This window comes from Sporosarcina saromensis, assembly GCF_033253735.1.
GTDB lineage: Bacteria > Bacillota > Bacilli > Bacillales_A > Planococcaceae > Sporosarcina > Sporosarcina saromensis.
In genome coordinates this window covers 333960-346990 of record NZ_JAUBDI010000002.1, presented here as the reverse complement: position 1 = coordinate 346990, position 13031 = coordinate 333960, and the positions used below count along the sequence as shown (strand labels likewise).

Sequence of the window (13031 nt, the reverse complement as noted above, 5' to 3'; positions counted from 1 at the left end):
TTTACCTCCTGTGAACTTAATGCCCAACAGGAGTGTAAGTATTTTTTCAGATGTTGGCAAGTGGCCTTTTTTTTATACATAAATTAGCTGCCGTTTTCTACATTTCTAGTGTGCCATAAACAATTCAAATGTCTGGAATGAAATAATTTAGGTGCACAGTAAAGGAGTGGGAGAGTTTGAAGCTCGGTATAATAGGGCTCGATACATCACATGTAGTTGCTTTTACGAGACTATTAAATAATCCAAACGAAAGATATCATGTGCCGGGGGGAGAAGTAGTAATTGCTTTTCCTGGTGGATCACCTCATTTTGAACTGAGCATCTCTCGTGTGGAGGCCTTTACACAAGAGCTTAGGAGCCAGTTTGAAGTAGAAATTGTGGATACGATTGAACAAGTTGCCCATGTAAGTGATGCTATTTTTTTAGAATCCGTAGATGGCGCAGTTCATCATGAGCAATTACAAAAAGTAGTTGCGTTCAAAAAACCAATATTTATAGATAAACCTTTTAGTATAAGTTCGAAAGTGGCAAATGACATGATACAACTAGCTGCAAAATATGAAACAGCGATTATGAGTACATCAGCGCTACGCTATGCTGAGAATTTAACAAAAGCTATTCGTAATACGAATAAGGGAAAAATTATAGGTGCAGATTGTTTTGGGCCAATGGAGATTCAAGATAGTAAGCAAGGATTTTTTTGGTATGGCATTCATATGGTCGAAATGCTGTTCACTGTATTAGGTAGCGGTTCAAAGTCGATAAAGACCATCACGAATCCAGAGCATGACGTAATTACGGGCGTCTGGAAAGACGGTCGTATTGGGACCATTAGAGGCAATCGAGTAGGGAATAATCAGTTTGGTGTATTGATTCATTTTGAGCTAGGTACCGAGTATATAGATATTAGTTTGAATGAAAAACCTTATTATGCCAGTTTGTTAGAGCAGGTATTGGATTTTTTTCAAGATGGTATTCCCAAAGTTCCTTTAAATGAAACAAAAGAGATTATCCGTTTTGTTGAAGCAAGCAACGAAAGTAGCCTATCTGGAAAAACAGTCATCTTATAACAAACAAAGAGAATAAAGTGTATATAAAAAAGCCGAAGGTAACAACCCCTATCGGCATCTGTAAGTTAACTATACTCTTCATCTAAAAAACTTAGTCGGTAAATACGGCGGGGTCTTCCTTTATGCGATACTTTCTCTTCACCGATAATCGTTACCAATTCGGCATCCGTCCATTTTAGTAGGATTCTATTAGCACTCCTTATCGTTATATTGAGTGTGGACGCTAATTCTTGACCTGTGTACTCAATTTTTTTATGTCTAGAAACGCGTGCCATTAGCTTTGTCATGTAGGATGCAGACATACCTGCTTTTGCAGCTTTTTCTAGTAGTTGTGGATCGGTAATTACTAAATTATATCTTTCGTATTGTTTGTTAGTCATTACATCGACAGGACCCAAAACACTACGATCTTCCCGTACGATATAACAAACGTTGCCACCTAACTCTTTGGATTGTCGAAGTGCTAAACGAGCGTGATTGCCTGCCTCGGCAGCAGTACGACCAAAGCCAACACCCAGACTTATTGTAATGCCAAGTTCACTTTTGACATCCTGCAGTAATGGGATAAATTTATACCCTCTCGTTTCACGTTCAAAAATGCCACGAGTTGTAATGAATGTATATTCTTCTCCACCTAAATTGAGTAGATACCCATCAAGCTGTTTAATATAATCCAGAAGCATTTGTTGGATACTTAATTTAAATAATTGAACATCATGCTCAGAAGAATAATTTACTGTGACTCCTTTAAAATTATCAATGTTAATGAGGCCGAAAACAATTTGAGATTCTTTGTTTCTTCGTGTAGTCGTTGCTAACAGAGCTCTTTCTAATGAAATAGTCAAATCTTGCTGAGTCGGAGTTACCCATTCATTGGGGATACCTCTAGCGGATAGATGTTTAGAAACTTCTTGAATTCCTGTAAGTGCAATAGAATTGTTTTTTTGATGATTGTCCACATGAAACTGAACGACTTCTTCAATAATCGTATTCGCCGAAGGATTTTTATAAGTAATCAGTTCACAATTATCTTCTTCAAGCTCTATTAAAATTTGTTCAACATACTTAACTTCAACTGTATCAATGGACAAGGATTTTAAGCTATATCCATTTTTAATAATAAATAACGATCTATATAATCCGGTGCCCATAATCGGCATATGGTGCACAGGTATTATAAATTCCACTGCTTGTTTGACGATATTGTATGAATGATATTCGGTAAACATTAGAACTTCAACAACATCCATTAGTTCTCTTGTGATATCAATAAGTAGACTATCAGGATGGATTACACGGAAAACGGGTTTGAAATTAGGAAAGTTTTTTAAGGTTTCACGTGTTTGATTGACAAGCGCTTCTGGACCTATTATCCCGATATTTATTTCTGATCTGTCTGAAATAAAATGATCTTTTTGCATAAATTCATCCCCATTCACCATTTTAGTCATATGAATCTTTGAAATCATGTCCTTTAATATAATATTTAGTTCATAATACTTTCTAATAGGTAGTCTGTCAAAAACAAGGCAATATAAAGTGAAACATTGTTATTGTTCTAATCTATTAAAAGACCACATAAAGACTTGTCTTTTAATGAACGTGTACATACAATTAAAAAGAGTGAAAGTTGAAATATTTAGGTTGCTAGCTAAAAGCAGAAATAATAAATAGGAGTGGTAAAATGAAGACGCTTACAGAACTAGACGATTTTATGACAGCGCCATCACTAGAGTTGATTGAAGATTTAAAATTAGTGGACGGGGATATTATCATTTTGGGTGTGGGAGGAAAAATGGGGCCAACGCTAGCGAAAATGACGAAACGGGCCATTGATCAAGCTGGCTTGGACAAAAAGGTAATTGGTGTTTCTCGATTTTCATCAGAGGATTTAAAAAACGAGTTAGAGGAATTTGGCATTGAAACGATTGCAGTCGATTTGTTAAAAGACGAACAATTGCAATTACTACCAGATGTTAAAAACGTAATTTTTATGGCGGGCAATAAATTTGGTACTGCTGGCAACGAACATTTCACATGGGCAATGAATGCTTATTTACCTGGTAGAATCGCAGACAAATTTAAGAACTCTCGAATAGTTGCATTTTCTTCTGGGAATGTGTATCCACTCACAAATGTTGTGAATGGTAATTGTTCTGAAGATACACCGGCAAGTCCGATTGGAGAGTATGCACAATCGTGTTTGGGAAGAGAGCGTGTTCTGACAAACTTTTCACGAACGAATGACACACCAATGCTCATCTTACGTTTGAATTACGCAATAGACTTGAGGTACGGGGTATTACTTGAAATCGCTAAGCATGTGTTCGAAGGTAAGGCCATTGATCTAACAATGGGGAGTGTCAATGTTATATGGCAAGGAGATGCCAACGAATATGCTGTAAGATCTTTATTGTATTGCGAGAATCCTCCTAAAATATTGAATGTGACTGGGCCAGAGACGATCTCAGTTCGCTGGTTGGCAAAGGAATTTGGAAAACGATTTGACAAAGAAGCAGAGTTTATCAATGAAGAACAGTCGACAGCATTATTAAATAACTCCTCTAAAGCACATCAATTATTTGGTTATCCAAAGGTACCACTACAACAAATGATTGATATGACAGCAGAATGGTTGGTTAACAAAGGAGAAACGCTTAATAAGCCAACTCATTTTCAAGAGCGCAAAGGAGAGTTTTAAATGTTGAATCCTGCGGTTAAAGAAAGTTTACATAAAGGGGCAGTTATACCGGCTCACCCTTTAGCGCTAACAGAAGATCGCCAGCTTGACGAAGCCGGTCAACGAGCACTTACTCGTTATTATATTGATGCAGGAGTAGGCGGGATTGCTGTTGGCGTCCACACAACACAGTTTGAAATACGTGATCCACAGTTCAATTTATTCGAAAAGGTATTAACGATTGCGATTGAAGAGATGAAGAAAGCACAGGTTCCAAATTCATTTATTAAGATCGGTGGAATTTGTGGACCAGTAGAGCAGGCCATCGAAGAAGCGAAGTTTATCAAATCAATTGGTTATGACATTGGTTTGTTGAGTATGGGTGGGTTACAAAACGTTACCGAGGAAGAGTTGCTACATAGGACTGAAAAAATTGCAGAGATCATCCCGGTTTTTGGATTCTATTTACAAACGGCAGTTGGTGGCCGAATACTTTCGTATGACTTTTGGAGAAGACTTGCGAATATCCCGAATGTTCATGGCATAAAAATAGCACCTTTTAATCGCTATCAAACTTTTGACGTCGTCCGTGCGGTTTGCCACTCTGAAAGAAATGAAGAAATCGCAATTTACACAGGAAATGATGACAATATCATTAATGACTTGTTAACAACCTATCGAATCACTGTAAACGGTGAACAGGTAGAGAAACAGATTGTAGGCGGTTTACTTGGGCATTGGTCAGTGTGGACGAAAACAACAGTGGATATTTTTAATACAATAAAAGACATTCGAGGAACAGGGCAGATTCCAAGCGAGCTCTTAACATTGGGACAAGAAATAACAGATGCGAATGCTGCATTTTTCGACCCAAGCAATCAATTTACAGGTAGCATTGCAGGTATCAACGAGGTGCTGTCAAGACAAGGACTTTTAAAGGGGCGTTGGTGTCTACTGGAAAAGGAAAAACTGAGTCCAAATCAATTGGATGAAATAGACCGTGTCTATGCCGAATATCCACATTTACATGATGATGCATTCGTGAAAGAGAACTTGGCCAAATGGTTCAAAGAGTAAGGAGCAAATCAAATGAAATCTATTGTTGCGAGTCATCAAAAAGTCCATATTATCGAGATTGCTAAGCCAACTATCGAACATTCCTACGTATTGGTGAAAACATTACATTCTGTGATTTCACCTGGGACGGAACTTAGCTTAGTCGGAATAAGTAAGGATAGTGAAATATCATTAGGTTATAGTGCAGTAGGAATTGTTGAAGAGTGCGGGGAAGATGTAGAGACATTCCAAATAGGTGATATTGTCGCGTGTTACGGAGCACCCTATGTTGGTCATTCGGAGTTTTTATTAGTCCCGACAACATTGTGTGCGAAGGTCCCAGCTAACGTAGAGCCAAAGGAAGCCGCATTAGCAGGGATTGGCGCGATTGCGATTCATGCACTTAGAGTTGCAAAGCTTGGTTTTGGCGAAACGGTTGTAGTCGTTGGTTTAGGATTACTAGGTCAAATGATTGCTAAAATCGCTGCCGCAGCCGCATATGATGTAATTGCTTTCGACGTTCAATCAGAACGAGCCGCAATGGTCAATGGAGAAATGGGAATTCGTTCATTTTCAACGATGTCGGAGATGGAAGCAGAAATAAAGAAATGTACGCAAAGCAATGGAGTAGATGCCGTTCTATTATGTGCAGGTGGCAAGCGCTCCTCGCTAACAAGCCAAAGCTTAGAATGGATTCGTAAGCAGGGGAAAGTGGTAATTGTGGGAGACATTGAACCGGATTTCCCTCGCCAATTGATGTTTGCAAAGGAAGCACAAATCCTTATTTCGAGAGCCGGTGGTCCAGGACGCTATGATCCGGTATATGAAAAGCAAGCTATCGATTACCCATATGGCTACGTACGATGGACGGAAGGTAGAAACGTAGCGGAATATTTACGGCTAGTAAGCGAGAAACGTATCCATGTACTACCCTTCCTAATGGATGAGGTCGATTTTAATGACGTACCTACTGCATACGATGATTTGATGAATAAAAAATCACTAACAAAAATTATTAACTATATATGTTGACGTTTAGAACTCTAACTATAACACGTGTGGTGCCTGCAGCGATAAGTCGGACAAATATCACGGTGTCTATCTTATAAATTCGATTACACATGTAATCGCTCATTCTGGATTTTATAAAGTATCATTAGTGAATTAAAAGGAGGCTTTACAAATGTTAAAGGTTGGAGTTATAGGGGGAGGTTCTATATCAGCGTTTCACATTAAGCCATACGTAGAAAACGTTGGAGTAGAGTTGGTAGCATTATGTGATAAAAATGCAGAACGTCTAGCGATAGCAGGCGAACTGTATGGTGTAAGTGGATTGTATAGCAACTATGAAGACTTATTAGAGAATCCGGAAATCGATGCCGTTAGTATTTGTACATGGAATAATACCCATGCAGAGATTGCTATCGCTTCATTGGAAGCAGGAAAACATGTTTTGGTTGAAAAGCCATTGAGTATGACTGTCGAACAAGCCTTAGCTGTTGAAGAGGCAGTCAAGAGAACGGGTAAAATTCTACAGGTTGGATTTGTCAGAAGGCATGGGGATAATACGAAAATACTAAAACAATTTATCGATTCAGGTGATTTCGGGGAGATGTATTATGCTAAGGCTTCCTGTATCAGAAGGCTTGGCAATCCTGGAGGTTGGTTTAGTGATCAGTCAAAATCAGGCGGAGGGCCGCTTATCGATTTAGGCGTTCATATGATTGACATATGCTGGTATTTGATGGGCAAACCGCGCCCTGTCTCAGTGAGTGGAAATACCTACTCAAAGCTGGGTAACCGAAGCAATATAAAAAACTTATCATTCTATCAAGCGGCTGACTATGACGCGGCATTAAATAATGTCGAAGATCTAGCAAATGCCCTCATTCGTTTTGATAATGGTGCTTCTTTATTTGTAGATGTTAGTTTTACGCTACATGCTAAAGAAGACGAATTATACGCTAAATTATTTGGGGAAAAAGGCGGAGCAGAAATCGAGCCACAATTAGCGATGGTGACAGAAAAAAATAATACCATTCTAAACATTACGCCGCAAATTGATAATCTTAGTTTTGATTTTGAGAAAGCCTTTACGAATGAAATCAATCATTTCGTTGACTGTTGTATAGAAGGAAAAGAAACGATAGCACCTGTTGCTGACGGCGTGCAAATTATGAAAATGCTAAACGCTGTCTATGAATCAGCAAAAACAGGCAAAGAAGTGTATTTGTAAATGGATACGTTGAAAAAAGATCTTGTCATTATAGGTGCTGGTCTAGGCGGTTGCGCCGCAGCATTATCGGCTTGTGCTAATGGATTAAATGTCGTGTTGACGGAAGAAACTGATTGGATTGGTGGTCAAGTCACTTCACAAGGGGTACCACCAGATGAACATCAATGGATTGAAGAGTTCGGCTCAACACGGAGATACCGGGAATATCGTAGTAAAGTACGCGAAACGTATTTGCGAGCAATGGATGTCACGGTTCAGAACACAGCATTTAATCCGGGGAACGGTTTAGTGAGTAAGATTTGCCATGATCCAAGAGTTAGCTTACATGTATTAAAAGAAATGCTTTTGCCGTACGTCTTAACAAATCAGCTAACGATTCAGTTGAATACAATTGTTACATCGGTTGAAAGAACGGGTAGAACAGTGATGAACGTAACCTATCAAAATACACTGACAGGAAAATTAGGTAAGCTGGCTGCTCCGTATTTCATTGATGCTACGGAAGCTGGGGACCTATTGCCACTCGCCAATATCGAATTTGTAACGGGTGCAGAAGCAAAGTCTGATACAAAAGAGATACATGCATTAGAAATCTCGGATCCGAATGATATTCAAGCATTTACTTATGTACTTGGAATGGAATATAGAGAAGGAGAAGATCACACAATCCCTGAGCCGGAGATGTACTCATTTTGGAAAGAGTTTCATCCGGACATATGGCCTGAAAAATATTTGAGTTTCTTCGCTCCACACCCGATCACGAAAGAGAAAAGAGAGTATACGCTATTTCGTGAAGAGCAGGGGTTTCCACTCTGGGAATACCGACGTAGCTTTGATAGAAAACAATTTACAACTCCTGTTTATACGGGTGATGTAAGTTTAATGAATTGGCCACAAAGTGACTACTTTTTAGGAAATATTTATGATGTCACAGAAGAAGAAAAAGGAAGAAATATATACCAAGCTAAACAGCTTAGCTTATCACTTCTCTACTGGCTACAAACCGACGCCCCACGACCTGATGGTGGCAAAGGATACCCGGGGTTAAAACTGCGTAAAGATTTATTCGAAACGGAAGATGGCTTGGCAAAAGCTGCTTATATAAGAGAGTCAAGGCGAATCAAAGCGGAATACACAATTGTCGAACAAGATGTTTCCCCTGAATTTAATGATGGAAAAACAGGCAAGTTATACGAGGATCGGATTGGAATCGGGTCATATAGTATTGATTTGCACCCGAGTATGACAGGGAGAACGTATTTTGATGTTGATGCCTTACCATACCATATTCCATTAGGTGCGCTAATCCCAAAGGATACTGATAATTTATTGGCAGGTTGTAAAAACATAGGGACAACACATATCACAAATGGCTGCTATCGACTTCATCCAACAGAGTGGAATATTGGAGAAGCTTGTGGGGCATTAGTTTCTTTTTGTATAAAAGCGAAGGCAAAACCAAAAGAAGTACGTGAAAATAGTCAGTTGTTAATGGAATTTCAAACGAAGCTAAGAGCAGAGGGCTTTGAACTTGAGTGGCCAAAAGAGTTCTACAAAGATTGAAATTCTTTAAAGCACGAGTGGGGGGATATTATGAAAATTAGTGTGAGTATGTATAGTTTAGCAACAACAATAAAAAAAGAACACTGGTCGGTTGAACAATTTATTGACTATGCAAGTATGATTGCAATTGATGGTGTAGAGCTACTCGATGTGTACTGGGAAAACAAAGCAGATATAACTGAAGAACTGGACCGAGTAAGAGTTGCATTAAAAAAATATAACTTACGAGTGTCTGCCTATGACATTATGAATAGCTTTGTAAAAGAAACAAGGGAAGAACGCGCTGAAGAAGTAACTGCCGTTGTGAATGCAATTCAAGTGGCAAAAAAACTGGGCACAAATATTGTTCGTATATTTTGTGGAGATGCCAAAGAAGACTTAACCTTTGAAAAAGGATTCGCTTGGATTATTGAAAGTTTAAAAGAATGTGCACGAACTGCTGAAAAAGAGCAAGTATATTTAGCGATTGAAAATCACGGATTATTGGCTGGTAAGAGTAGACAAGTAAAAGAAATTATTGATGCAGTGAATAGTCCGTATGTAAAATCAACATTTGACACAGGAAACTTTTTGCTTGTTCATGAAAAGCCGACAAAGGCGTTTGAGCAGCTAAAAAACGATATTGTGCATGTTCATTTTAAAGACTTTCGTGCAAAAACGGCAAACGAATCTGTTCGTGGGTTTTTATCAACAGATGGTTTGGAACTAATCGGTGTAATACCTGGTGATGGTGAAGTCGATCTGAATTATATTGTAGAAGGTTTAAAAAACATTCATTACGACGGTTGGTTATCGATAGAGTATGAGGGGCATGACGATGCAAAAAAAGCGAATGCAGAGGCGGTTAATCGTTTAAGAAACCTATTGAATTAGGAGGCTTGCAACAATGATGAAAATTATACTTGGCGGCTTGGAGAAACTCGACTTTAGCGCAACAGCAGAAAATATCCGAGTAGTAGAATCAGTAGAACAATTATTGAAGAAAAACAATGATGAAATTACATATTTCTCAACTTTGACAGAAGAAAATAGTAATGCTGTAGTTCGTAATCCAGAAAACGTTTATATTCCGGCAACTAGCCTATTAGAAAGCCATAAATCGTTAGGATTACACATTTATTTTGATTTGGAAAGCTATCCGTTTTATCAAAAGGTGAAAGAAATAATTAGTAAAGAAGATCAACCAAAAGGTGTTTTCCGTTTTAGGCGAACTGTTCAGCATGATCGTAATCACTCGTTACTCACTGGTGATTTATATACCTTGTCATCATTATTTGGCAAGCCACAAGATATCCGCGTAAAACAAACAGACCAATCTGTTACACCATCCCATACGATTATTTTGATGAACTTTGGTGGAGGAACGATGGCCCATATCGAATACACGGTAAGTGATCGGGAGCGCATCGAACTTGAGTGGAGTGGGATAAAAAAAATAATCGAGTTTGATAGTGATCAGATGGTATCCATTCAGTCAACAAGAAAGCCGGCCCAACCATTAGCTTATTCAGTTGACGCTATTTTAGCATGTGCACAGAAAGTAGATCAGGAACTTATTGACCGATTGAATGATTTTAGCAGGCTTATCGATGGAGGTGTCTATTCATGAAGATTGGGATAATGAGTTTCGCACATATGCACGCATATAGTTATGCTAACGCATTAACTAAATTACCAAACGTTGAATTAGTAGGCATTTTTGATGACGATATCGATAGAGGAATAGAAGCGGCCGAAACGTATCATACAACACATTATAGTGACCAAGCTGGATTTCTAGCATTAGACATGGATGCTGTCATTGTTTGTAGTGAAAACAATCGTCACAAAGAAATGGTTTTGCATGCAGCGAAAGCTAAAAAGCACATCTTATGTGAAAAACCAATTGCGACGAATCTTGCAGATGCACAAAAAATGATTCAAGCATGTAAAGATCATAATGTGATTTTGCAAATTGCTTATCCAGTAAGATTCAGTTCACCCATTCAGCAACTAAAAGAAATGATTGATAACGATGAGCTAGGTGAAATTATTGCCTTTCGGACAACAAATCGCGGACAAAATCCGGGTGGTTGGTTTATCGATGAGGACCAATCAGGTGGTGGGGCTGTCTTAGATCATACAGTGCATATGGTAGATATTATGCGCTGGTATTTAAATGAAGAAATCTCCGAAGTGGAAGCGATTGTCGATTCATATTTTCATGGAATAGATATTGATGATGCGGGACTTTTGACTTTTGAATTCGCAAATGGAGTAGTCGCTTCGCATGATGCAAGCTGGTCTCGTTTTACAGAATACCCATCATGGGGTGATGCAACAATTGAAGTCATTGGAACAAAGCAAACTGTGAAAGTGGATGTATTTCAAGAACACTTTAGAATGTTTACCAATGATAATAAATCATTGGAGAATGTTTTTTGGGGAAATGATATGGACTTTGGATTGATACAAGATTTTGTTAACTGTGTGAAAGAGGGAAGAGAACCGTCAATCACGGGTTATGACGGGTTGAAGTCATTAGAGGTTTCACTGGCGGGATACGAATCAAGTAAGTTGAATAAGACGATTCACTTATAATTACCGATAAATAAGGCACTAGTGATTATCAATTTTGATAGGAAACGATAGTGCTTTTTTCTGTTCTTTGCTTTGCGATAGGGCGAATAGTAAATAAAAAACATCTATTGGAAAAGGTGCTGAGAATCATGGACGAAATTATTTATTGGAATCAGCATGAAACAACTTTGTTTGCTGTTGAAGAGTTAAGAAGGTTGATGCGCAATGCTGGATATGAATGTACGATAACAGATTCCGGAAGGTCGTCCAGTCATATTGAAAATAGTAATAGAAAAATTCACTTGATCACAACAAATGAATATCATGCCACTTGTAAAGATAAAAAAATAATCACAATTAACGATGATGGATTTGCGTTGTTTAAGTCTAGCAATGATGTGTGGATTATCGGTAATGAGGCACGTTCGATTCTATATGGCGTTTATATGTATTGTAGAATTCGTTTTGGCTATGAGTGGACTCGTTTGGATGAAGAACGCATTGTGGATAAAGATATACCTACACATGAACAACTGTATATTCATGAGCCGATGTTTGCTAGGCGAGGTAATATTATCGAAACCATTAATGATCCTAATTATATTAACGCTCTTATTGATTGGGGTGTGAAGAATGGTCAAAATGAATACTTTTTCACATTCTTTTTATGGAATGACATCAAATCATACGTGTCCTCTACGTTGAGAAAACGGAATGTTCATGTAACTTTAGGTGGACATAGCTTAAGCTTTTTACTAAATGAAATACAAGAAAAAACAAGTGATAGTGAACTTAAACAGAACGATAAATTGAAGTTTTTTGCTGAAAATACGAAGCTTCAAGATAAGGTTATTCAAAAAATAGTAGACATCTGTATGGAAAATGAAGTGATTACGAGAGTCTCTTTATGGCCAGAGGATATCGGAATTGATGAGAAAAATGGAAGCGAGTTTTTACCGACATATATTCGATTTACCGAAAAATTGAAAGAAGCTCTCCAGAAGAACAAATCACAAGTAGGTGTGGAATACATTGTCTACAATGCAGGTTTGTCTTGGAATATGTTAGAAAGAAAAGAGCAAATGGAATCCTCGTACCATGTCGATGTATTGTATGCCTTTTGGGGAAGGGATTATTCAACCTCAATTGACTCCAACGAACCTAAACAAAAGAGAGCATATGAAACATTGCAGGATTGGAATAAGGAAGCCATTAAAAAAGGCCGATCATTAACTGTTCTAGAATATTATAGTGATCATTTTATGTTATCCGAACTGTTCCCTCCATTACTGACAAGAATTCAGCAGGATTTACATGATTACAAAAAATTGAATATACAAGGCGTTTTAAATTTAATTGTACCGACGCATCAAAAACGAAAACATCCTGAAATAGAGGAAAACTATCCATGGAAATGGATTCACCATTTCAATAATTATTTATACGCTAGAATTGCATGGGGCGAAGAATACAAGGACGTTGTCGAAGAATACTTTAACGTACTGAATGAAGACAAAGAGGCATTTCAACAACTGTTTATCGAACTGGAAAAACTTATTTCACAGCACACGAAGTGGAATGCTCCCCTATTTCCAGCACGGCTTGTTGACCCGGAAAAAGTACAAGACCGGTTAAACTATCCTCAAATTCCATTGTACTTACGTGAAGTTTATAAACGTTTAGCTGAGTGGGATTTAACGGAGACAGAATCATTATTAGCGATTCAAACAAAAGATAACTTAACATCATTTACAACGAAAGAAATGATGTTAATTTATTTTTATTATCTAAAAGAGGTAGCTGGAATTCATGCAGAAGCATGGACATTAGAGGTAGAACATTAATACAAGAAAGGTAAGCGGAGGTC

General features: G+C 38.0%; 11 protein-coding genes. 10 read left to right on the top strand and 1 reads right to left on the bottom strand.

All coding sequences use genetic code 11. The features are described from left to right. Nucleotides 1-176: 176 nt before the first annotated feature. Nucleotides 177-1070 (top strand): Gfo/Idh/MocA family oxidoreductase, encoded by an 894-nt coding sequence (locus QT711_RS04520; protein WP_317942318.1) that lies wholly within the window; start codon nt 177-179, stop codon nt 1068-1070. A gap of 65 nt (nt 1071-1135) precedes the next feature. Here QT711_RS04520 and QT711_RS04515 read toward each other — a convergent pair whose 3' ends face one another. Next, nucleotides 1136-2491 (bottom strand): GGDEF domain-containing protein, encoded by a 1356-nt coding sequence (locus tag QT711_RS04515; RefSeq protein ID WP_317942317.1) that lies wholly within the window; start codon nt 2489-2491, stop codon nt 1136-1138. A 263-nt stretch (nt 2492-2754) separates the two neighbouring features. Between QT711_RS04515 and QT711_RS04510 the strand changes: the two genes are divergently transcribed. From QT711_RS04510 to QT711_RS04470, 9 genes are all read left to right on the top strand, one after another. Further along, nucleotides 2755-3771: an NAD-dependent epimerase/dehydratase family protein gene (locus QT711_RS04510; protein ID WP_317942316.1), complete on the top strand. Its 1017-nt coding sequence runs from the start codon at nt 2755-2757 to the stop codon at nt 3769-3771. Beyond that, nucleotides 3772-4827 carry a dihydrodipicolinate synthase family protein gene (locus QT711_RS04505; RefSeq protein ID WP_317942315.1) on the top strand — a complete coding sequence of 352 codons (1056 nt, stop codon included), beginning with the start codon at nt 3772-3774 and terminating at the stop codon, nt 4825-4827. It abuts the gene before it with no gap. A gap of 12 nt (nt 4828-4839) precedes the next feature. Next, on the top strand, nt 4840-5838 hold the full coding sequence (locus QT711_RS04500) for a zinc-dependent alcohol dehydrogenase (RefSeq protein WP_317942314.1): 999 nt from the start codon (nt 4840-4842) through the stop codon (nt 5836-5838). Nucleotides 5839-5989: 151 nt separating this feature from the next. Further along, nucleotides 5990-7042: a Gfo/Idh/MocA family protein gene (locus QT711_RS04495; protein ID WP_317942313.1), complete on the top strand. Its 1053-nt coding sequence runs from the start codon at nt 5990-5992 to the stop codon at nt 7040-7042. After that, the gene (locus QT711_RS04490; RefSeq protein ID WP_317942312.1) at nt 7043-8605 is read left to right on the top strand and encodes an FAD-dependent oxidoreductase; all 1563 of its coding nucleotides are present in this window, start codon (nt 7043-7045) and stop codon (nt 8603-8605) included. A 30-nt stretch (nt 8606-8635) separates the two neighbouring features. Next, entirely contained in the window at nt 8636-9478 is an 843-nt protein-coding gene (locus QT711_RS04485; RefSeq protein WP_317942311.1) for a sugar phosphate isomerase/epimerase family protein, read from the top strand. A gap of 13 nt (nt 9479-9491) precedes the next feature. Then, nucleotides 9492-10214, top strand: coding sequence for a hypothetical protein (locus QT711_RS04480; protein WP_317942310.1), 723 nt, complete (start codon nt 9492-9494; stop codon nt 10212-10214). Continuing rightward, complete coding sequence (locus tag QT711_RS04475; RefSeq protein ID WP_317942309.1) at nt 10211-11185, top strand: Gfo/Idh/MocA family protein; 975 nt, start codon at nt 10211-10213, stop codon at nt 11183-11185. Before QT711_RS04480 ends, QT711_RS04475 begins: the two co-directional genes overlap by 4 nt. 50 nt (nt 11186-11235) lie before the next feature. After that, nucleotides 11236-13008, top strand: a complete 1773-nt coding sequence (locus QT711_RS04470; RefSeq protein WP_317942308.1) for an alpha-glucuronidase family glycosyl hydrolase — start codon at nt 11236-11238, stop codon at nt 13006-13008. The last annotated feature ends 23 nt before the right edge of the window (nt 13009-13031 follow it).